Genomic DNA, 20,241 nt, shown 5'->3' with positions numbered 1-20,241 from the left:
GGACGTTAGTTGCCCGCGTTCACCCGGTCCATGGGCAGTCGCAGGATCTCGCCGCGCGTCGCGGAGTCGGCCGACGAGAGCCCGGCCACTTCCGCGTCGCTCAACGCCCGGTCGTACAGCCGTACTTCGTCGATCGAGCCGGTGAAGTGGGCGCGGCTGTCCACCCGTTGCCCGATGTGCACGCCGAACGGCGAGTTCCGGCTGACCGATCCGGGGACGTCGGCGGCGGTGAACGCGGTGCCGTCGACGAAGAGGGTGAGCTGCCCTCCCCCACGCTCGGCTGCGCTCGCGCGGGAGGTACCCCCATCGCGCCGTAGCACGAGCCGGTGCCACGCCCCGTCGTTGTACGCGCCCGTGGAGCGCACGGAGGCGGTGCGGGGCGGCGAGGCCCCGTCCCGCACGGTGATCAGCCCCGTCAGCCGCCCGGACGCCGGCTCCCCGCGCAGCCACACCTGCGGCTGTGTGGTGCCGACCCCGCCCATCCACAGCATCGGCTGTTCCCCGGCGGTCGCCGAGTACCGGAACCAGAGCGAGGCGGTGAACTCCTCGGTGCCGAGCGGCAGTCGGGACCGGTACGGCAGCCGTACGGCGTCGTCGGCGCCGTCGAACCCGAGCGCGCCGCCGACCACGCCGTCCGTGGGCCGGGCGCCCCCGAGGACGGCCGCCGGTCTGCCGCCGGGCGCGAGGTCCGGCGTCGTCGGGTCCGGACCCCTGCGGGGCTTCAGCCAGTCCTCGGTGAACCGGGCGAAGCGGATCTCGTCCCGGGCGTCGACCGCGCCGCCCTCGTACAGCAGCCCGACGACCTCGTTGCCTGCCTCGCCGCCGCCGATCCGGACCAGATCCGAGTAGCCGGACCAGTCCGTGGTGACGACCGTGCCCCGGTCCACGCTCTCCCAGGTGCGCCCGCCGTCGTACGAGGAGCGGATCGCCATGGTGCGGCGGCGGTCGAGGTCGGCCGGGGCCGCCAGCAGCATCCGGTTCCCGAGGCGCAGCACGGAGCCCTGCACCTGGGGCGTGTACAGGTCCGGGAGCGCCCGGAAGGGCCCGGTGAAGGTGGTGCCCCCGTCCCTGCTGACCGTCTGGCTGCGGTGGCCCAGGTCGGTGCCGTCCTGCTCGCGCCCGCTGACCAGCACCGAGCCGTCCGCGCGCTCGGCGAGTGTCAGCTCCGACGGCTTCTGGCGGAACGTTCCGTCGTCCGCGACCGGCCAGGTGTCCGTGGCGCCGATCCTCCAGTTCTCCCCGCCGTCGTCGCTGGTCACGAGCGCCGCGTGGTTGGCGGTGACCCGGCCGCCCGCCCAGGTCTCGGCGTTGACGCCGAGCACGAGGCGTCCGGCGCGCGGGCCCCGGGTGAGCTGGATGCCGTGCACCGGGCCGGTGGCGTACCAGGAGTTCCAGTCGGCCGGGCGGATCTGGTCGCTCAGGCTGCGCGGCTCGGACCAGGTCAGCCCGTCGTCGTCGCTGCGCTGGAGGTGCGGGGCGCGGTCGCAGGGGACGTCACAGCTCGCGCTGTCGAGGCGGCCCGTGTTGTACGTCTCCGCCAGCACGATGCGGCCGGTCCGGCGGTCGACCACGGGGGCGGGGTTGCCGTGGGTGTCGCCGCCGCCCTCGTTGACCACCTGCAAGGGGCCCCAGGTGCGGCCGCCGTCCGTGGACCGCTTCACCACGAGGTCTATGTCGGCCGCGTCCCCGCAGTTCAGGACGCGGCCCTCGGCGAAGGCGAGCAGGGTGCCGGTGTTGCTTCGCACGATCGCCGGGATGCGGAAGCAGGCGTAGCCGGGGTCCTGGGAGGCCTTGAAGAGGACCTGCTGCTCGAACTCGGCCGTGATGGGGGTGGGTTGGGGCGCGGCCCCGGCGTGGTGGGAGGGGCTGAGGGCGAGGAGGGCGGTGGTGGTGAGCACCGCGGTGAGGGGGGATCTGAGGCGTGCGCGAAGAATCGACGGCACGGTGGCCAGCCCTTCATCCGTCTGGGTGATGGGACATCGGACGTCCCACGTCCGATGTGCGGCCATGACGGTACTTGGGGGGTCTGGGGCTCACAAGAACCGTGCGGGTGGGTGGGCGTGTTTCGCGTCAGAGGGTGGGGGGTGCGTGTTTCGTCGGCGGGTGCGGGTGGGTGGGGGCTTCTCGCGCAGTTCCCCGCGCCCCTGAAGAGCAGGGGCTGCGCCCCGCGCTTTTCACCCCTCAGCCCCGTCGCCATTCAGGCCCGCAGGGCCTGGTCTTTCAGGGGCGCGGGGAACTGCGCGACCAGCCCTCACCCACCCGCACCCGCCGACGAAACCAGTGGGCCCATGGCGTTGCCCGGCGAGGCAAACGGCGGGGCCCCCAGGGCGCAGGGGGCGCTCCCCGCCGTCGGGGGCCCCGCCGCCGTGTCGCGGGGAGCCGCTCACCCTTTCGCGGCCGCGGCCCGCAGAGCGATCCGGTGCTCGCCCGCGTACACGTTCATGGAGGCACCCCGCAGGAAGCCCACCAGCGTCAGCCCGGTCTCCGCCGCCAGGTCCACCGCGAGGGACGACGGTGCCGACACCGCGGCCAGCACCGGGATCCCCGCCATCACCGCCTTCTGCGCCAGCTCGAACGAGGCTCGCCCCGACACCAGCAGCACGGCCCTCGACAGCGGCAGCGACCCGCTCTGCAGCGCCCGCCCCACCAGCTTGTCCACGGCGTTGTGCCGCCCGACGTCCTCCCGTACGTCGAGCAGCTCGCCGTCCTCGCTGAACAGGGCCGCCGCGTGCAGACCCCCGGTCCGGTCGAAGACCCGCTGGGCCGCGCGGAGCCGGTCGGGGAGGCCCGCGAGGAGTTCGGGGTCGAGCCGGACCGGGGGAGCGTCACCGCCGTGCGTGTCGTCGACGGCCCACCGGGCGGTCGTCCGTACGGCGTCCAGCGACGCCTTCCCGCACAGCCCGCAGGACGAGGTCGTGTAGACGTTGCGTTCGAGGGTGATGTCCGGGACGGTGACCCCGGGCGCGGTCTTCACGTCCACCACGTTGTAGGTGTTCGAGCCGTCCGCCGTGGCTCCCGCGCAGTAGACGATGTTCTGCAGGTCCGACCGCTGGGCGAGCACCCCTTCGCTGACCAGGAACCCCGCCGCCAGGGCGAAGTCGTCGCCCGGGGTGCGCATGGTGATCGCGAGCGGCTTGCCGTTCAGCCGGATCTCCATCGGTTCCTCGGCGACGAGCGTGTCCGGGCGGGTGGAGACCGCGCCGTCCCGGATGCGGATCACCTTGCGTCGTTCCGTGACTCGTCCCATGTCGTGTCTCAGTCCCGGTTCTGTACGTGCTGGTAGCCGAAACGGCCCTTGATGCAGAGGTTGCCGTGGGTCACCGGGTTGTCGTGCGGCGAGGTGACCTTCACGATCTCATTGTCCTGCACATGGAGTGTGAGGTTGCAGCCCACACCGCAGTACGCGCACACCGTGGTGGTCTCCGTCTGCGCCGACTCGTCCCAGGTGCCCGCCGCCCGCATGTCGAACTCCGACTTGAAGGACAGCGCGCCCGTCGGGCAGACCTCGATGCAGTTGCCGCAGTACACGCAGGCCGAGTCGGTGAGCGGGGCGTCGTGCTCCACGGCGATCCGGGCGTCGAAGCCCCGGCCCGCGACGGAGATCGCGAACGTGTTCTGCCACTGGTCCCCACAGGCGTCCACGCACTTGTAACACAGGATGCATTTGTCGTAGTCCCGGACGTACAGCTCGTTGTCGACCTTGGGCTCCTCGTTCAGTCGGGCCGCGTCCGGGCCGAAGCGGTCCGGTTTCGCCTCGTACTCCTTGAGCCATCCCGCGACCTTCGGGGTCGTCGAGAGATCGACCGACGACGCGAGGAGTTCCAGCACGATCTTGCGGCTGTGCCGGGCGCGCTCGGTGTCCGTCCGCACCTCCATGCCTGGCTCGGCCTTGCGGGAGCAGGCCGGGACCAGGGTCCGGGCGCCCTCGACCTCGACGACACAGACCCGGCAGGCGTTCTTCGGGGTGAGGGTGTCGCCCTCGCAGAGGGTCGGCACGTCCTTGCCGGCGGCCCGGCAGGCGTCCAGGATCGTGGAGCCCTCGGGGGCACGCACCGGCTCCCCGTCGAGGGTGAACTCCAGGAGGCGACGCGGCACTCCCAGCGGGATCACGGTCATTCGTACGCCCCCAGACGGTCGATGGCGGATTCCACGGCGTTCCACGCGGTCTGTCCGAGACCGCAGATGGAGGCGTCCCGCATGGCGCGGCCGACCTCCCTGAGCAGGGCGATGTCACCGGCCGCGGCCGCCCCGGTCCGCTCGGCGATCCGGTGCAGCGCCTCCTCCTGCCGTACGGTCCCCACCCGGCACGGCACGCACTGCCCGCAGGACTCGTCCCGGAAGAACTCGGCGATCCGCAGCAGCAGCCGGGGCAGCGGGACCGTGTCGTCGAAGGCCATCACCACCCCCGAGCCGAGCGTCGTGCCCGCCTCCCGTGTCCCCTCGAAGGTGAGCGGGATGTCCAGCTCGTCGGGGCGGACGAAACCACCGGCCGCGCCGCCGAGGAGGACGGCGCGCAGGCCGTCGCGTACGCCGGAGAGTGCGAGCAGCTCTCCCAGCGTGGCCCCGAAGGGCAGCTCGTAGATGCCGGGCCGCTCGACACTGCCCGAGACACAGAACAGCTTCGGCCCGGTGGAGCGGTCGGTGCCGATCGCCGCGTACGCCGGGGCGCCCATGGTGAGGACCGGCAGGACGTTGACGAGCGTCTCGACGTTGTTCTCCACCGTCGGCTTGCCGAACAGGCCCTTCTCCACCGGGAACGGCGGCTTGGAACGAGGCTCGCCCCGGTACCCCTCGATGCTGTTGAACAGGGCCGTCTCCTCGCCGCAGATGTAGGCCCCGGCGCCCCGGCGGATCTCGATGTCGAAGGCGTATCCCTGCCCGAGGACGTCGTCGCCCAGCAGGCCCCGGGCCCGGCACTGTGCGAGGGCGTTCTCCAGCAGGCGCAGCGCCCGCGGGTACTCGCCGCGCAGATACAGGTGGCCCCGGTGCGCGCCGGTCGCGTACCCCGCGATCGTCATCGCCTCGACCAGGGAGAACGGGTCGCCTTCGATGAGCACGCGGTCCTTGAAGGTGCCCGGCTCGGATTCGTCCGCGTTGCAGACGAGGTGGTGCGGACGGTCGGGCTGCGCCGCCGTGGCCTGCCACTTGCGGCCGGTGGGGAAGGCGGCGCCGCCCCGCCCGACCAGGCCCGAGTCGGTGACCTCGCGGATGACTCCGGCGGGCCCGAGTTCGAAGGCCCGCCGCAGGGCCGTGTAACCGCCGTGCGCCCGGTAGTCGTCGAGCGAGGACGGATCGACGACCCCGACGCGGCCCAGCAGCGTCAGCGACGGGTCCCCGGCCTGGGGGACCGCCATGGCCGCCGGCGGTTCCTCCTCGGCCGAGTCGGGCGCGCTCGCCGCGAGGACGGCCCGCTCGACGGTCGCGGGCGCCGACACCGCCGTACGCACCGGGTCCCCGGCCTTGATCGCGAGCGCGGCGGGTGCCCGCTCGCACAGTCCCAGGCACGGGCTGCGCCGCACGCTCACCCCGCTGCCGAGGCCCAGGCGGGCCTCGACCCCGGCGCACAGGTCGGCGGCCCCGGCCGCCGCGCACGCCAGGTCCGTGCACAGGTGCAGCACGGTCGCGGGTCGCGGCTCGACCGAGAACATGGCGTAGAAGGTGGCCACGCCGTACGCCTCCGCCGGCGGCACGGTCAGCCGTCGGCAGAGGTAGTCCAGCGCGCCCTCGCTGATCCAGCCGATCCGGTCGTTGATCGCGTGCAGCCCCGGCAACAGCAGGTCACGGCGTTCCCGGGCTTCCCGGCCGCCCCGTGCCCACCGCAGATCGGCGGCCGTCATCTCGTCGCGGGCCGCGCCCTCCCAGGAGGACTCCGGCGGCCCGAGCAGCGCGTCGACCGCCGCCTTCTCCTCGTCCGTCGGTTTGCTGTCACCGAAGTGCAGGTCCACTTGACGTCACCTCACGATGGTCGCGACGGGCAGCTTCTCGATCCGGATCGCCGACGCCTTGAACTCCGCCGTCCCCGCGATCGGGCAGTTGGCCTCGATCGTCAGCTGGTTGGTGTCCACCTCGTCGGGAAAGTGCATGGTCATGAAGGCCAGGCCCGGCCGCAGCCCGAGGTCGATCCACACCGGTGCCGTCACCGACCCGCGCCGCGAGGAGACCTGGACCTCCTCGCCGACCGTGACCCCGTAGCGCTCGGCGTCCTCCGGGCACAGCTCGATGTACTCCCCGCGCCGCAGCGGTGAGGCGTAACCGCCGCTCTGTACACCGGTGTTGTAGGAGTCGAGGCGCCGGCCGGTGGTCAGCCGGATGGGGAACTGCTCGTCCGTCAGATCCACCGGGGGGTCGTGCCGGACGATCCCGAAGGGCGCGAGCCTGCCCCGTCGCTCCGGGTCCGGATCCCACAACCGGCCGTGCAGATAGGTGGGTTCGAGCCGGTCGGTGTCCGGGCAGGGCCACTGGATGCCCTGGTGCTCCGCCAGCCGCTCGTACGTCATGCCGTAGTGGGCCGGCGACACCGACCGCAACTCGTTCCAGACGGCCTCGGCGTCGGCGTACTTCCAGTCGTGCCCGAGCCGGGAGGCGAGGTCGCAGATGATGTCGATGTCCTCGCGGGCCTCCCCGGGCGGGGTGACCGCCCGGCGCACCCGCTGGACCCGCCGTTCGCTGTTGGTGGTCGTGCCGTCCGTCTCCGCCCACCCTGCGGTCGCGGGCAGCACGACATCGGCCAGCTCGGCTGTCTTCGTGAGAAAGATGTCCTGGACGACGAGGAAGTCCAGCTCCCGCATGCGCCGCACGGCCTGCTCGCTGTCGGCCTCGGACTGCGCCGGGTTCTCCCCGATGCAGTACACGGCCTTCAGCGACCCCTCCTCCATGGCCTCGAACATCTCCGTCAGGTTCAGCCCGTAGTGCGGCTGGATGACGGTGTCCCACGCCGACTCGAACTTCAGCCGGGACTCGGGGTCGTGGATGTCCTGGAAGCCGGGCAGCCGGTTGGGAATGGCGCCCATGTCGCCGCCGCCCTGCACGTTGTTCTGGCCGCGCAGGGGCTGCAACCCGGAGGCGTAGCGGCCCACGTGACCGGTCAGCAGTGAGAGGTTGATCAGCGCGCGGACGTTGTCCGTGCCGTTGTGGTGCTCGGTGATGCCGAGGGTCCAGCACAGCTGGGCGCGCTCGGCGCGGGCGTATGCGTGCGCCAACTCCCGGATGGCGGCGGCCGGTACGCCCGTGACCTTCTCCGCGAGCGAGAGCGTCCAGGGCTCGACGAGCGCCCGGTACTCCTCGAAGCCGGTGGTCGCCCGCTCGACGAACGCCTCGTTGACGAGGCCCGCGTGGATGATCTCGCGGCCGATCGCGTGCGCCATCGGGATGTCGGTGCCCACGTTCAGCCCCAGCCAGCTCTCCGCCCATTCGGCGGTGGACGTCCGGCGGGGGTCGACCGCGTACATCCGGGCGCCGTTGCGTATCCCCTTCAGCACGTGCTGGAAGAAGATCGGGTGCGCGAAGCGGGCGTTGGACCCCCACATCACGATGACGTCGGTGTGCTCGATCTCCTCGTAGGACGAGGTGCCGCCGCCGGAGCCGAAGGCGGCGGACAGGCCGGCCACGCTCGGTGCGTGACAGGTGCGGTTGCAGGAGTCGACGTTGTTGGTGCCCATGACCACGCGGGCGAACTTCTGCGCCACGTAGTTCATCTCGTTGGTGGCGCGGGCGCAGGAGAACATGCCGAACGCGCCGCGGTTGCGCTCGATGCCACGGGCGGCCCGGTCCAGCGCCTCCTCCCAACTCGCCTGCCGGAAGGGCTCGTCGCGGGAGTCGCGGACGAGGGGACGGGTGAGCCTGGTGTAGCTCTTCGGTTGCCGGTTCTGCCATTTCTGCTGTTTCTGCCGGTTCTTCACGCGGCGCTCCTCAGCGCGAGCAGGTCCGAGATGGCGTGGACGGTGCGGAGTGTGGGCACCTCGACGCCGGTGATGTCCGCCAGTTCGACGACGGCGGCCAGCAGGGCGTCGAGTTCCAGCGGTTTGCCGCGCTCCAGGTCCTGGAGCGTGGAGGTGCGGTGGTCGCCGACGCGTTCCGCGCCGGCCATCCGCCGTTCGATGGAGACCCCGACCTCGCAGCCCAGGGCCTCGGCGACGGCCAGCGTCTCGGCCATCATCGTCTCGATGACCTTGCGGGTGCCGCCGTGCAGACACATCTGCCGCATGGTCGCGCGGGCCAGGGCACTGATCGGGTTGAACGAGATGTTGCCGAGCAGCTTGATCCAGATGTCGCCCCGGATGTCGGGCTCCACCGGACACTTCAGACCGCCCGCCACCATGGCCTCGCTGAACGCCCGACAGCGCGCCGAGACCGTACGGTCGGGCTCCCCGATGGAGAACCGGGTGCCTTCCAGGTGCCGTACGATGCCCGGCCCTTCGAGCTCGGTGGCCGCGTAGACGACACAGCCGACGGCCCGTTCGGGCGCGAGCACCGCACTGACCGCGCCGCCCGGGTCCACGCTCTCGACGCGGTGGCCGTCGTGCTGGCCGCCGTACCGGTGGAAGTACCACCAGGGGATGCCGTTCTGGGCGGCGACGACCGCCGTGGTGCTGTGCAGCAGAGGCTCGATCAGCGGCCCGCACGCCGCGTACGAGTTGGCCTTGAGGCCCAGGAACACGAAGTCGACCGGGCCGATCTCGGCCGGGTCGTCGGTGGCGTGGGCGCGGGCGGTGAAGTCCCCGCGCGAGCTGAGCACACGCACCCCGTCCCGCCTCATGGCCGCCAGATGCGGTCCACGGGCCACGAGATGCGTGTCCGCGCCGGCGCGGTGGAGAGCGGCGCCGACATAGGCGCCGATCGCACCGGCGCCGAGAACTGCGACTTTCATGGTGAGGGAGCTCCGTTCGGTCGAGGGATACCGCGGAGACGGCGCACTGTTTCGAACTGTGTCGACGAAATATTGTCTACAGTATGGAAGTTGGGCCGACAAGACTTCGCGCAACGACCGGGCAAGACTTCGCGCGACGACCGGGCAAGGCATGACCCGGTCATGAAGGTGGCCGGTACGCGAAGGCGGGTCCGGCCGGGGAACGACCGTTCGGCGCGCGGTGGATACCGTTCATCGCATACGGTCGACGCGCCGCCTTCTCAACTCCCGCGCCACTCCCTACCGTCCGGGATCATGAGTCCCCCCGTCGCGCCTCCGGGCTGGAGCCGCTGGCTCGTCCCCCCGGCCGCGCTCTCCGTACATCTCTCCATCGGACAGGCCTACGCCTGGAGCGTCTTCAAGCCGCCGCTCGAAGCCGCGCTCGGCCTCAGCGGCACCCAGAGCGCCCTGCCCTTCCAGCTGGGCATCGTCATGCTGGGCCTGTCCGCCGCGTTCGGCGGCACCCTCGTCGAGCGCAACGGGCCGCGCTGGGCGATGACCGTCGCGCTCATCTGCTTCTCCTCCGGCTTCCTGCTCGCCTCCCTCGGCGCGGCCACCGAGCAGTACTGGCTGATCGTCTTCGGCTACGGCTTCGTCGGCGGCATCGGTCTCGGCATCGGCTACATCTCGCCCGTCTCGACCCTGATCAAATGGTTCCCGGACCGGCCCGGCATGGCCACCGGCATCGCGATCATGGGCTTCGGCGGCGGCGCGCTGATCGCCTCGCCCTGGTCCGCCCAGATGCTGGAGTCCTTCGGCTCCGACTCCTCCGGCATCGCCCTCGCCTTCCTGGTGCACGGACTGTCGTACGCCGTGTTCATGCTGCTCGGCGTCCTGCTGGTTCGGGTGCCGCGCACCGAGAAACCGGTCGACAGCGGACCGAGCGTCCTCGCGGGCCCGCAGGTCTCGGCCCACAACGCCATCCGCACCCCGCAGTTCTGGTGCCTGTGGGTCATCCTGTGCATGAAAGTGTCCGCGGGCATCGGCATCCTGGAGAAGGCCGCCCCGATGATCACGGACTTCTTCGCGGACTCCTCCACCCCGGTCACCGTCACCGCGGCCGCCGGTTTCGTCGCGCTGCTCTCCGCGGCCAACATGACGGGCCGTATCGTCTGGTCCTCGACGTCCGACCTCATCGGGCGCAAGAACATCTACCGCGTCTACCTGGGCGTCGGCGCGATGATGTACCTGCTGATCGCGCAGTTCGGCGACTCCTCCAAGCCGCTGTTCATCGTCTGCGCCCTGGTCATCCTGTCCTTCTACGGCGGAGGCTTCGCCACGATCCCCGCCTATCTGAAGGACCTCTTCGGCACCTACCAGGTCGGCGCCATCCACGGCCGGCTGCTCACCGCCTGGTCCACGGCCGGTGTCCTCGGACCGCTGATCGTCAACTGGATCGCCGACCGGCAGGAGGAGGCGGGCAAGTCCGGCTCCGACCTCTACGGCACGTCCTTCTTCATCATGATCGGGCTGCTCGTCGTCGGCTTCGTCGCCAACGAGCTGGTCCGGCCCGTCCACCCCCGCTTCCACATCCCCGCCCCGAGGGAGGCCGCCGATGTCGTCCAGCGACAGCAGTCCGAACCCGCCTGACCGGCGCCCCCTGATCGTCTTCGCGTGGATCTGGGTGGGCGTTCCGCTCGCCTACGGGCTGTACGAACTCGTACGGAAGGCCACGCAACTCTTCACCGGGTGAGCGCCACGACCGTGCCGTTGCCGTTGCCGATGCCGGTGAATCCGGCATCGGCACACTCACGTCGCGGACCGGTCCTCGGCGGCTGTCGGCTGATGTGCCGTCACGGCGGTGGGGAGGGTGACGGCGGCGCTGTCGTGCCGGACGCCGGAGCCCGCCGTGGGCCGGTCGGGGGCGCCGCGGTCCAGCCAGAGCAGCAGCACACCGAGCGCGCAGGCGAGCGCAGGCCAGTAGACGTAGCGGTAGTTCGTCGCCGGGACGATGGGCAGATAGCCGAGCACGTACGCCAGCGAGCTGATGCCCAGCGCCCGGATCGGCAGGGAGAACCTCCCCCTGCCCGGACGGACGGCGAGCACGAGCGCGACGGCGAGCCAGAACCATCCCCGGAACAGCGGCCGCAGATCGGTGGCCACGCCGTTGACGTACGAGGCGAGGGTGGCCTCCAGCCGGGGGCGGGCCACCTCGATGCCGAGGTCGTTGGCGAAGACCCCCGGCTGGTACACGTAGCCCGTCTCGAAGAGCAGGGCGGTGAAGACCCGCAGGCGGTACTGGAGATAGCCGGAGAGATGTCCGCGCATCTCGCGCAGCCACAGGGAGGTGAGCTCGTCCGCGTCGCCGGCCATGCCGTCCGGCGAGCGTTCGTAGCAGGCCCAGTAGGCGTCCGACAGGGCGTCGACACGGTCGCACTCCTCGGCCGCGGCCACCAGGCGGTCCCGCAGCTCCGGCCGGACGTCGGCCGACCGCAGTTCCTCCACGGTCAGCACGTGGACGAGGTCGTCGAGCACGATCTGCGCGCCCTGATCCGTCTGCACGGGCCGCGCGATCAAGGAGATCGCCGCGGCGGGCAGGACGACCGCGGCCACCAGCGCCGCCGTGCACGCGGCCCACGTACGGCGCCCGGGGGAGGGCCACAGTGCGAGGACGAGCAGGACGAACATCGGGATCGCGGCGAGGAAGGCGTTCTTGCGCACGAGCACGGCGTAGGCGAGGAAGAGCACGCCCAGCCAGAGCAGACCCCAGCGCATCCGGGGGGACAGTCCGCGGTCCCGCAGCCGCAGCCCGACGAACGCCACCGCGCAGGCCGCCAGCAGTGCGCAGGCCGCGTGCACGTCCTTCCAGACGACGCCGACGAAGGTCAGTACGGGGGGAGTCAGCCCGAGACCGAGGACGGCGAGCGAACCGCCACGGCTCGCGGTCATCTCCCAGACGCACCGGGCGAGCACCCACAGCGCGCCCCAGAGGACGACGGACTGGAGGACGGCCATGGACGCGGGCGTCCCGGTGACGGCGATCAGTGCGCGCCACACCAGGCTCAGCACGGGCGGATGCCAGTCGGTCAGCGGCGTCCTGCCCATGGCCTGCCGGAGCTGGTCGATGCTGTCGGGACTCATGAACCCGGGGGTGAAGACGACGGACGTGGCCAGGCAACACGCGACGGCGGTCCCGGTCAGCCACCAGCTCCAGCGCTTTTCGCCCGGAATATGCACTTTTTGTCCCATGCGGCGGATGCTAACAGCGCCGACGGGACCGAACGGGGCGGGGCGCGACGCGGGGCGGGGCGAGGTGGGGTTCGGGCCGCGGTGGGGATCGGGGCGAGGCGGGGATCGGGTCGCGCCGGCGGTCACGGTGCGACGAAGACGTAGCGCCGGTAGGTGACGAAGCGGAACAAGGTCGCGAGGACCCAGCCGAAGACGCGGGCGGCGTTGTCGCTCGCCATCGATTCCAGTCCGAGCACATGCCGTGAGGCGAAGACCGTGCCCGCGGTGATGGCGACACCGACCGCGTTCACGAACAGGAACAGGGCCAGTTCCTGCGTCATGTTCTCGCGATGCCGGTGGCGGTAGGTCCAGTAGCGGTTCCCCGCCCAGCTGAAGAGCGCCGCGGCGGACGTCGCGACGACGGAGGCCGGCACGGGGTCGGCTCGCATCACCCCGCCCTCCGCGCCGCCGGGAAAGCCGAACACCAGCAGGTTGTAGCCGCCGTTGTCCACCACGAAGGCCAGCGCCCCGACGGCCCCGAACTTGGCGGCCTCGCGCCAGACGCCCCGGACGGCGTCACGCACACGCAGCGCCATGGATACGAGGACCAGCACACGGCGAGAGTAACGACCCGGCGCGTCCTGACCGTCCGGACGCGCCCATAACGCATTATTTCCTATCGTCATTCGAAATTCCGTCGTCATCCGTAGTTCTGTCGTCGTCCGACGGCGGGTCAGGTAAGGAGCGGCCGTGCAACCGACGATCGCGTGTGTCGTGCCGTGTCACAACGAGGAGGCCGCCGTCGACAAGGTGGTGCGCGACCTGAGGATGGCGCTCCCCGAGGCGGACATCTATGTGTACGACAACGCCTCCACCGACCGCACGGTGGAGGTCGCCCGGGCAGCGGGCGCGATCGTCCGTCAGGAACCGCGCAAGGGAAAGGGCAACGTCATCCGACGGGCCTTCGCCGATGTCGACGCCGACGCCCTGCTGCTCATCGACGGCGACGACACCTACGACGCGTCCCGGGCACGCGACCTGGTCGACCTGCTCTTCGAGGGGCCGTACGACCAGGTGGTCGGCGCCCGCCGGGAGACCGTCAGCGAGGCCTACCGGGTGGGGCACGCGACCGGCAACAGGCTGCTCACCGGCGCGGTGCGGTCCCTGTTCGGCAACGACGTGACCGACATGCTGAGCGGCTACCGCGTCTTCTCACGCCGCTTCGTCAAGTCCTTCCCGGCGCTGGCCCGCCAGTTCGAGACCGAGACCGAGATGACCATCCACGCGCTCCACCTCCGGCTGCCCACGGCCGAGGTGGAGGTGGACTACCGGGTCAGACCCGCCGGGAGCGAGAGCAAACTGCGCACCTTCCGGGACGGCTGGCGCATCCTGCGGGTCATCCTCGATCTCGCCCGGCGCGAGCGGCCCTCGCTCGTCCACACCGTGGTCGCGGGAATCCTGGCCTTCGTCTCGGTCGTCCTCGGCATCCCCGTCATCGCCGAGTTCATCCGCACGGGCACCGTGCCGCGCATCCCCACGGCGATCCTCGCCGCCGCGATCATGACGATCGCCGTGCTCGTCCTGCTCGTCGGCTACATCCTGGAGTCCTTGATGCACATGCGTCAGGAACACTCCCGTCTCGTGCACCTGGCCTACGCGGCGCCGGGCCGCCGACCGCGCTACACGGGGCACCGGCCCGGCACCGGCCCTGTGCCCGCCAGGAACGCCTCGGGCAGCCGTTGACCCGGTTCGTCCCGACGCCGACGCCGACACCGCCGTAGCGCCGGCCGCCGAACCGACGCCGACACCGCCTCAGCGCCGGCCGCCGAACTCCCAGTCGTGGACCTCGACGGTGGCGTACCGGTCCGCGGTCAGGACGGCGCGTGCCGCATCCGGGTCCGGGGCTCTGAGCAGCACCGCGGTCCCCAGCCACGCGGTGCCGTCGTCGGACAGCAGCGGCCCGTACGCGATCAGATCGTCCTGGTCGGACGGTACGTCGACGTCGGCGGCCGGCCCCGAGCCGAGGCCGAACACCAGGTACCGGTTGCCGCCGCCGGCGCCACCCGGAAACTCCCACATGGTGCGCCCCAGCAGGTTCCGCCACCGGCGCAGCAGCACGTCCCGGTACGCGCCCGCCTGGTAGTTGGGCTCGTCGAAGGCGAACGCGCGGGCGGCGGCGGGATCGGGCAGGTCGACGATGTGCACGCTGCCGGTGGGAGTCTCGCCGTCACCGGCGAACGTCGGGCCGCGCGCGATCAGCTCCTTCTCGTACCCGTCCATGTAGGACCAGTGCTGCTCCAGCAGCTCCTCGCGCAACGGGAGGGAGCCGGGCCGGTCGCGGTGGTAACAGAAGTACTCCATGACCAGACCCTCCCCGACATCCGGCGGCGGCTCAACGGACTTTCGCGACCGGGCCCTTCGCGACGTACGGCCCGACGTGGCCGCGACCGTATCCCAGGCACCCATCTAACCGCAGGTCAGGTGGGGTGGGATGGTTCCAGGGTGCTCGATGGGCCGTCGGCTGTTGCGCCTGGCTGTGGTGACCGCTGATGCTCTTGGTGTCGCACCGAGCGGGGTCCGGCCGACCACCGGTCTCTTCGGGGCGTTCATGACCACGCACCACTCATCCCAGGGGGAACACCCATGTCCATGCGTATGCGTACGAGCGTTCTCGCCGCTCTCGCCGTCGCCGCCCTCTCGGCGGGCGCGGTGTCGACGGCGTCGGCCGCCGGGGCCGCCACGAAGGCCGCCGCGCCCAAGTTCCTGTCGGCGTCCCAGCTGCCCCCGCACCCGACGTCGTCCTGGACCGCCGGGCCGGTCACCGAGGGGTTCCCGGAGGCCCTCGGCGTCTGCGTGAGCACGGAGGGCGTGCTCGATTGGGACTACCGGCACCGGGAGTTCCGCACCGACGTGGACACCAGCGCCGTGCAACTGACCGTCGTGACGGGCTCGGCCTCCCAGGCCAAGGCCCTGGCGAAGCACTACGACGACCTGATCCGCACCTGCGCCGACCGCCTGGAGGCGAACTCGCCCGACGTCGACGCCGAGGGCCGGGACTTCGGCCCGCTGCCGGTGGAGGAGGGCGCCCATGTCCGCGGCGTGAACATCGAGACGGCGGGCGGGTCCACCGATGTCTCCCTGCTGTCGGTGGGACGGGACGGCAAGACCGTCACCGTCGTGCAGTGGCAGCAGCTGGGCGACTTCACCGGTGCGCCCGTGGCCGCCTTCAGGAAGACCACGACCACGGCCGTCAACAAGCTGTACTGACCGGACGTCCACCGCACAGTGCCAGGGGCCGTCCTCCCGCCAGGGGGACGGAAGGACAGCCCCGTAGCACTGCCGGCACACGGGGCCGGGGCGGAGAGCGAACGGAACGCGTTCCTGTGGCGTCCGAGGCACATGCGGGCATCGCGACCTCGGTCGGCGGTGTCCGTCAGGGCGGACGGGACGGGGCGGCAAGGATCGGGGGGCGTTGTGATGAGCGGAGTGACGATTCATCTTCCGCGGGACGGACAGAGGAACGGAGGTGGTTGCGGCCACGGGGTGGAGAACGGGGGCCACGTCGAGGCCCGGGGACAAGGTGCGGCGCCGGTGACCCTGCGTCTGGGACCGGGGGACGTCGCCCGGTTCGGGCGCGGTTCGGCCGACACCCCGGTGGAGGTGCGGCTCGGCGATCCGGCGGTCTCCCGGCTGGCGGGCGAGATACGGGTGACCGAGGACCACTGGCAGTTGAGCAACTTCAGCCCCACCCAGAGCTACTTGGTGGAGAACCCGGAGGGGGCCGGGGAGTACTTACGCGTCCCACCGCGCCGGGCCGGGGCGCCCATCCCCTTCGAGTTCGCCCGGGTCGTCCTGCCGACCCGGGGGTCGACGGTGAGCTTCCAGGTGTTCGCGCCGGATCACGTGTACCTCGACGCCGACCGCGCGCAGCTCGCGGGCGGCCGGTGGGGGACACAGACCCTCGTCGCCTACTCCCTGGACGAGACCGCCACCTACTTCCTGATCCTGGTGGCGCTCTGCGAGCCCCGGCTGCGCGACGAGTCGGTGATCGCCGTGCCGACCACGCCCCAGATCGTCGAACGTCTCAGGAACTGCCCGGGGTACCGCGGGCTCACCGCCCGCGCTGTCAGCTCCCACATCGACTACCTCGCCGAGGAGAAGCTCCGGCTGGTCGCCGTCTCCGCGACGGACCCGGGGCCCAGCGCCCGCCGCAACGGCAAGCGCGAGGCGATCGTCGGGCTCGCACTCCGCTTCGGACTGGTCCGCGAGGAGCACCTGGGTCTGCTGCCTCCGCGCGTGGCGGAAGGCGTACGGGCGAGAGCGTGCGTCGGATGAGCGCGCCCCTGGCCCACTTACCGGCCGGCTACCGGGTGGGCGACTGGGAGGTCGGGGAACGGATCGCGAGCGGGGGCTGGGGAGCCGTCCACGAGGGCCGGCCCGCGAGCCCGAGGGGCGACGAACCGCGAGGCCGGTCCGAGGGCGGGCGGGAGCGAGCCGTCGCGCTCAAGTTCCTGCCCACCGCCGGACCGTCCCCACGTCAGGCGCGCGCTCTCGTGGAGACCGCCCGACGCGAGACCGAGTTCGGGCGCCGGACCCGCCATCCACGACTGATCCGGATGCTCGACTCGGTGGTGCTCAGCGAACCCGGCGACCCCGCTCTGGACGGAGCCGTCGTCCTGATCATGGAGCGGGCGGAGCACAGCCTGCGACAGCTCCTCGAACAGGACGGCCCGGCGCCGACGGAGCCCGCGGCGTCGCGCATCCTCACCGGGATCTGCGAAGGTCTGGCCCATCTGCACGGCATCAACTGGGTGCACGGCGATCTCAAGCCCGACAACGTACTGATCATGGCCGACGGTTCCGTCCGACTCTCGGACTTCGGTCTCGCCGCCGAGTTGGACAGCCCCGACGGCACCCACGGCCATATGCCGCCGCTGGGCACCCCCGACTATCTGCCCCCGGAACGCTGGAGGGCCCCGCTGGACGAGCGCGGCGTGCAGGTGTGGCCCAGCCACGACATCTGGGCTCTCGGCATCGTGATCCACGAGATGTTCGCCGGCGGGACCTCACCGTTCCCCGGGGCCACACCGGTGGCACGCGGGGCGGCGGTGCAGGAGTACGCCCATGGGCGCGCCCCGCTGCGTCTGGACGACGCCGTACCGCCCGTCTGGCGCGAACTGGCCGCCGACTGCCTGGCGCCGACGCACGCCCAGCGCGCCGTCCACACCGCGGAGAGCCTGCTCACCCGGATGCGGAGGGCGCCGGTGCCGCCCGCCGGTCCCTGAGACGTCACCTGGGAGCTGAGACGTCACCTGGGAGCTGAGACGTCACCTGGGAACTTCGTGGGGCTCGCAGTTGCGGATCTCGACGCCGTCGTTGTCCTTCGCCTCGTCGTTCCCCCACCGTTGGAGGTAGTACGCCGACACAAAGGCACGGGCCTTCCCACCGGGCACCACCTCGTCGAGGTCGGTCAGCAGCCAGTAGTGGTTGTAGGAGGTCCCCACCTCCACCTTGTCCCCCTGCAGTTTGCACAGGACGTAGTTGGTGCCCTTGTAGAGCTTGCCCTGAGGCGCGCACGTGGGCCTGCTGTCGCCGACGCAGTCGACGGCGGCGTAACCGGTCGCGTCGGCGAAGGTGTCCACCCAGTACCGCACCGGCTGGCCGCCGCCACCTCCACCGCCACCGCCGCCACCGCAGGCGTTGGTGCTGGTCACCTGGGGGAAGGTGTCGTCCGGTGACAGCCGGTACTCGGCCCCCTGGATCACCGGGTGGACGATCTCGTCGTTCTCGCCGTTGTTGTCCCCGTTGGTGTCGTACAACTGCTCGTAGTGCAGGTGTGCGGAGGTGGTGCCGACCAGGCCCAGTCGCCCGAGCGTGGCTCCGGAGGCGACCTGCTGCCCGCGGCGTACGTCGATGCGGTCCATGTGCAGATAGACCGTGAACCAGCCGTTGCCGTGATTGATCTCCAGGCCACCCGGCTCGAAGAGCTCGGTGACCGTGCCGGCCGCGGACGCGGCCACCAGGGCGCCGAGGGTGTTCCCGCCGACCCGGTACATGTCGAGCTTCTTGTCGTCCGGCGCGTGCCCTCGGTACGTCTGCAGCTGCCACTTCTGCCCGCAGGCGAAGGGCAGTCTGAAGTCGGGTCTGGCGGCCGGCGCCGCTGCCGCCGAGCGCGCGGCTCCCGGCGCGGCCGATGTGGCCGGTGCCGTGGCCGCCAGCGTCGTCAGGAGCGCCACGAACACCACCAGAGCCATGGCCCCTGAGCCAGGACCTCTCCCTCGTCGGAACCGCATGTAGCCCCACCCCTCCCTGTCACCGATCCCCATGGCTGTCGCGTCGCCACGGTGTCCGATGCGGCAGGGAAAGGTACCCCCGCACGTTCCGGATGCCCTGTCCCGCAGTTCCACGGCTAGCTTGCGAACCGTCGGTGCACAGCTGCATCGGTCGCGACTACGGAGGAGATCACGTGAGGTTGAGAAGGATCAGCGAGCGGGCGGCTGCGATGGCCGCGACGATGATCGCCGCGGTGGCCCTTCCGCTGGCGGCGCAGGCACCGGCACAGGCAGCACCGACCGGTGCGACCGGAGCGGCCGCATGGACGCCGGAGATCTACCCGCTGTTCTCGGGCGAGGCGGTGGAGCGGGATGTGTCGAGTTTCACTCGGGACGCGAGGCTGTCCCTGTGCGCCGCGCGCAATGGCATCGCCTGCGTCTCGGTCGGCCAGGGCGACGGCAAGCACAGCCTCTTCCACCTGTACAAGTGCGATACGCGGTCGCTCTCGAACTTCATCGACGCGCTCGCTGTCGTCAACCACCAGACCGGCGGAGCCGAAGTCCACTTCTGGGGGCCCAAGTACCACCGGTACATCCCGGCGGACAACTCGAGGCACGAGGTCCCGAACCACGAGACGTACGACTTCGACCGCCTCGATCTCTGCTGAGGGCACATCGATCCGGGCACGCCGATCATGCCGGAGCTCGCCGCGGGTCTGACAGAAGCCCACAACTCGGGCCACGCTTTACTGTCGCCTCACCCGCCCTCGTACCCGTGAGTCACTGATCAGACTGGTGGATCCCGCTGACCACAGGCAACGAGGGGAACCACCCATGAACGGCTCGCGAATCGCCGCCGTCGGCCACTACCAGCCCGCCAAGGTCCTCACCAACGAGGACCTGGCGGGCCTGGTCGACACCAGTGACGAGTGGATCACGAGCCGAGTGGGCATCCGCACCCGGCACATCGCGGGCCCCGACGAGCCGGTGGACGAGCTGGCCGGGCACGCGGCCGCCAAAGCGCTCGCCGCAGCCGGACTCGGTCCCGAGGCCATCGACCTGGTCGTGGTCGCCACCTCCACCGCCGTCGACCGTTCCCCGAACATGGCGGCCCGGGTCGCGCACCGGCTCTCCATCCCGAACCCGGCCGCCATGGACGTCAACGTCGTGTGCGCCGGGTTCACCCACGCCCTGGCCACCGCCGACCACGCCGTCCGCGCGGGCGCCGCCACCCGGGCCCTCGTCATCGGCGCCGACAAGATGTCCGAGGTCACCGACTGGACCGACCGCACCACCTGTGTCCTCGTCGGGGACGGCGCGGGCGCGGCCGTCGTCGAGGCCGCCGAGGAGCCCGGCATCGGGCCGGTGCTGTGGGGATCGGTGCCCGAGATGGGCAACGCCGTACGCATCGAGGGCACCCCCGCCCGGTTCGCGCAGGAGGGGCAGAGCGTCTACCGCTGGGCCACCACCAAGCTGCCGCCCATCGCCCGCGCCGCCTGCGAGAAGGCCGGGCTCACCCCCGCCGACCTCGCCGTGGTCGTACTGCACCAGGCCAACCTGCGCATCATCGAGCCCCTCGCCGAGAAGATCGGCGCGGTGAACGCCGTCGTCGCCAAGGACGTCGTCCACTCCGGCAACACCTCGGCCGCCAGCATCCCCCTCGCCTTCTCCAAGCTCGTCGAACGCGGCGAGATCTCCTCCGGCGACCCCGTGCTGCTGTTCGGCTTCGGCGGCAACCTGTCCTACGCCGGACAGGTGGTCCGCTGCCCCTGATCAGGGCGTTCGTGGCGCGATGACGGCGATGTGACGAGTCCGACCCTCCATCGGGCTGGCCATTGTGGCCCGTAGACTGTAGACGAAAGCCAATCCATACTGGCTGTTGACTTGGATTTTCCC

Annotated in this window: 18 protein-coding genes; 8 read left to right on the top strand and 10 right to left on the bottom strand. The window is 71.2% G+C overall.

The window, feature by feature from the left end:
- Positions 1 to 5 precede the first annotated feature (5 nt).
- The 6 genes from P8T65_RS07985 to P8T65_RS07960 form a co-directional block, all read right to left on the bottom strand.
- Complete coding sequence (locus P8T65_RS07985) at positions 6 to 1,943, bottom strand: sialidase family protein (RefSeq protein WP_316724655.1); 1,938 nt, start codon at positions 1,941 to 1,943, stop codon at positions 6 to 8.
- A gap of 440 nt (positions 1,944 to 2,383) precedes the next feature.
- The gene (fdhD, locus tag P8T65_RS07980) at positions 2,384 to 3,247 is read right to left on the bottom strand and encodes a formate dehydrogenase accessory sulfurtransferase FdhD (RefSeq protein ID WP_316724654.1); all 864 of its coding nucleotides are present in this window, start codon (positions 3,245 to 3,247) and stop codon (positions 2,384 to 2,386) included.
- Between the two features lie 8 nt (positions 3,248 to 3,255).
- Positions 3,256 to 4,116, bottom strand: a complete 861-nt coding sequence (locus P8T65_RS07975) for a 2Fe-2S iron-sulfur cluster-binding protein (RefSeq protein WP_316724653.1) — start codon at positions 4,114 to 4,116, stop codon at positions 3,256 to 3,258.
- The gene (locus P8T65_RS07970) at positions 4,113 to 5,945 is read right to left on the bottom strand and encodes an NADH-ubiquinone oxidoreductase-F iron-sulfur binding region domain-containing protein (RefSeq protein WP_316724652.1); all 1,833 of its coding nucleotides are present in this window, start codon (positions 5,943 to 5,945) and stop codon (positions 4,113 to 4,115) included. The genes P8T65_RS07975 and P8T65_RS07970 overlap by 4 nt, the downstream gene beginning before the upstream one ends.
- Before the next feature lie 6 nt (positions 5,946 to 5,951).
- A complete protein-coding gene (locus tag P8T65_RS07965; RefSeq protein WP_316724651.1) occupies positions 5,952 to 7,898 on the bottom strand; it encodes a molybdopterin-dependent oxidoreductase in 1,947 nt (648 codons plus the stop codon).
- Positions 7,895 to 8,866, bottom strand: coding sequence for a 2-dehydropantoate 2-reductase (locus tag P8T65_RS07960; RefSeq protein ID WP_316724650.1), 972 nt, complete (start codon positions 8,864 to 8,866; stop codon positions 7,895 to 7,897). The genes P8T65_RS07965 and P8T65_RS07960 overlap by 4 nt, the downstream gene beginning before the upstream one ends.
- Positions 8,867 to 9,160: 294 nt before the next feature.
- On the opposite strand from P8T65_RS07960, the gene P8T65_RS07955 reads away from it, so the two are divergent.
- Together P8T65_RS07955 and P8T65_RS07950 are read left to right on the top strand one after the other, a co-directional pair.
- Positions 9,161 to 10,495, top strand: a complete 1,335-nt coding sequence (locus P8T65_RS07955; RefSeq protein WP_316724649.1) for an OFA family MFS transporter — start codon at positions 9,161 to 9,163, stop codon at positions 10,493 to 10,495.
- The gene (locus tag P8T65_RS07950; protein WP_005482503.1) at positions 10,461 to 10,598 is read left to right on the top strand and encodes a hypothetical protein; all 138 of its coding nucleotides are present in this window, start codon (positions 10,461 to 10,463) and stop codon (positions 10,596 to 10,598) included. The genes P8T65_RS07955 and P8T65_RS07950 overlap by 35 nt, the downstream gene beginning before the upstream one ends.
- A 56-nt stretch (positions 10,599 to 10,654) precedes the next feature.
- Here the strand turns inward: P8T65_RS07950 and P8T65_RS07945 are convergent, their stop codons facing one another.
- The gene (locus P8T65_RS07945) at positions 10,655 to 12,094 is read right to left on the bottom strand and encodes a hypothetical protein (RefSeq protein ID WP_316724648.1); all 1,440 of its coding nucleotides are present in this window, start codon (positions 12,092 to 12,094) and stop codon (positions 10,655 to 10,657) included.
- A 122-nt stretch (positions 12,095 to 12,216) separates the two neighbouring features.
- Positions 12,217 to 12,687, bottom strand: a complete 471-nt coding sequence (locus P8T65_RS07940; protein ID WP_316724647.1) for a GtrA family protein — start codon at positions 12,685 to 12,687, stop codon at positions 12,217 to 12,219.
- A gap of 136 nt (positions 12,688 to 12,823) precedes the next feature.
- Between P8T65_RS07940 and P8T65_RS07935 the strand changes: the two genes are divergently transcribed.
- On the top strand, positions 12,824 to 13,816 hold the full coding sequence (locus P8T65_RS07935; RefSeq protein ID WP_316724646.1) for a glycosyltransferase family 2 protein: 993 nt from the start codon (positions 12,824 to 12,826) through the stop codon (positions 13,814 to 13,816).
- A gap of 69 nt (positions 13,817 to 13,885) precedes the next feature.
- On the opposite strand, the gene P8T65_RS07930 is transcribed toward P8T65_RS07935, so the two are convergent.
- A complete protein-coding gene (locus P8T65_RS07930; RefSeq protein ID WP_316724645.1) occupies positions 13,886 to 14,434 on the bottom strand; it encodes a YciI family protein in 549 nt (182 codons plus the stop codon).
- Between the two features lie 282 nt (positions 14,435 to 14,716).
- On the opposite strand from P8T65_RS07930, the gene P8T65_RS07925 reads away from it, so the two are divergent.
- The 3 genes from P8T65_RS07925 to P8T65_RS07915 all read left to right on the top strand — a co-directional run bounded on the left by P8T65_RS07925 (position 14,717) and on the right by P8T65_RS07915 (position 17,358).
- Positions 14,717 to 15,340: a hypothetical protein gene (locus tag P8T65_RS07925; RefSeq protein ID WP_316724644.1), complete on the top strand. Its 624-nt coding sequence runs from the start codon at positions 14,717 to 14,719 to the stop codon at positions 15,338 to 15,340.
- A 210-nt stretch (positions 15,341 to 15,550) separates the two neighbouring features.
- Positions 15,551 to 16,408: a serine/threonine protein kinase gene (locus tag P8T65_RS07920; protein ID WP_399098532.1), complete on the top strand. Its 858-nt coding sequence runs from the start codon at positions 15,551 to 15,553 to the stop codon at positions 16,406 to 16,408.
- Entirely contained in the window at positions 16,405 to 17,358 is a 954-nt protein-coding gene (locus P8T65_RS07915) for a serine/threonine-protein kinase (RefSeq protein WP_399098530.1), read from the top strand. Before P8T65_RS07920 ends, P8T65_RS07915 begins: the two co-directional genes overlap by 4 nt.
- Positions 17,359 to 17,400: 42 nt before the next feature.
- Here the strand turns inward: P8T65_RS07915 and P8T65_RS07910 are convergent, their stop codons facing one another.
- On the bottom strand, positions 17,401 to 18,327 hold the full coding sequence (locus P8T65_RS07910; RefSeq protein WP_316724642.1) for a M23 family metallopeptidase: 927 nt from the start codon (positions 18,325 to 18,327) through the stop codon (positions 17,401 to 17,403).
- A 212-nt stretch (positions 18,328 to 18,539) separates the two neighbouring features.
- Between P8T65_RS07910 and P8T65_RS07905 the strand changes: the two genes are divergently transcribed.
- Both P8T65_RS07905 and P8T65_RS07900 read left to right on the top strand, forming a co-directional pair.
- Positions 18,540 to 19,013, top strand: a complete 474-nt coding sequence (locus P8T65_RS07905) for a hypothetical protein (RefSeq protein ID WP_316724641.1) — start codon at positions 18,540 to 18,542, stop codon at positions 19,011 to 19,013.
- Between the two features lie 166 nt (positions 19,014 to 19,179).
- On the top strand, positions 19,180 to 20,118 hold the full coding sequence (locus tag P8T65_RS07900; RefSeq protein WP_316724640.1) for a beta-ketoacyl-ACP synthase III: 939 nt from the start codon (positions 19,180 to 19,182) through the stop codon (positions 20,116 to 20,118).
- Positions 20,119 to 20,241 lie beyond the last annotated feature (123 nt).

Origin of the sequence: Streptomyces sp. 11x1, from assembly GCF_032598905.1 — a bacterium.
In the GTDB taxonomy this organism is placed as follows: Bacteria; Actinomycetota; Actinomycetes; order Streptomycetales; family Streptomycetaceae; genus Streptomyces.
Note: the sequence above shows the minus strand (reverse complement) of the source record. Positions and strands in the feature narration are given on the sequence as shown.

What these genes read in the sequence shown, in the direction of transcription:
- P8T65_RS07920 (WP_399098532.1), top strand. Translation starts at nt 15,551, where the DNA reads ATGAGCGGAGTGACGATTCATCTTCCGCGGGACGGACAGAGGAACGGA.
- P8T65_RS07915 (WP_399098530.1), top strand. Translation starts at nt 16,405, where the DNA reads ATGAGCGCGCCCCTGGCCCACTTACCGGCCGGCTACCGGGTGGGCGAC.
- P8T65_RS07945 (WP_316724648.1), bottom strand. Translation starts at nt 12,094, where the DNA reads ATGGGACAAAAAGTGCATATTCCGGGCGAAAAGCGCTGGAGCTGGTGG.
- P8T65_RS07950 (WP_005482503.1), top strand. Translation starts at nt 10,461, where the DNA reads ATGTCGTCCAGCGACAGCAGTCCGAACCCGCCTGACCGGCGCCCCCTG.
- P8T65_RS07960 (WP_316724650.1), bottom strand. Translation starts at nt 8,866, where the DNA reads ATGAAAGTCGCAGTTCTCGGCGCCGGTGCGATCGGCGCCTATGTCGGC.
- P8T65_RS07900 (WP_316724640.1), top strand. Translation starts at nt 19,180, where the DNA reads ATGAACGGCTCGCGAATCGCCGCCGTCGGCCACTACCAGCCCGCCAAG.
- P8T65_RS07955 (WP_316724649.1), top strand. Translation starts at nt 9,161, where the DNA reads ATGAGTCCCCCCGTCGCGCCTCCGGGCTGGAGCCGCTGGCTCGTCCCC.
- P8T65_RS07975 (WP_316724653.1), bottom strand. Translation starts at nt 4,116, where the DNA reads ATGACCGTGATCCCGCTGGGAGTGCCGCGTCGCCTCCTGGAGTTCACC.
- P8T65_RS07925 (WP_316724644.1), top strand. Translation starts at nt 14,717, where the DNA reads ATGTCCATGCGTATGCGTACGAGCGTTCTCGCCGCTCTCGCCGTCGCC.
- fdhD (WP_316724654.1), bottom strand. Translation starts at nt 3,247, where the DNA reads ATGGGACGAGTCACGGAACGACGCAAGGTGATCCGCATCCGGGACGGC.
- P8T65_RS07910 (WP_316724642.1), bottom strand. Translation starts at nt 18,327, where the DNA reads ATGGCTCTGGTGGTGTTCGTGGCGCTCCTGACGACGCTGGCGGCCACG.
- P8T65_RS07930 (WP_316724645.1), bottom strand. Translation starts at nt 14,434, where the DNA reads ATGGAGTACTTCTGTTACCACCGCGACCGGCCCGGCTCCCTCCCGTTG.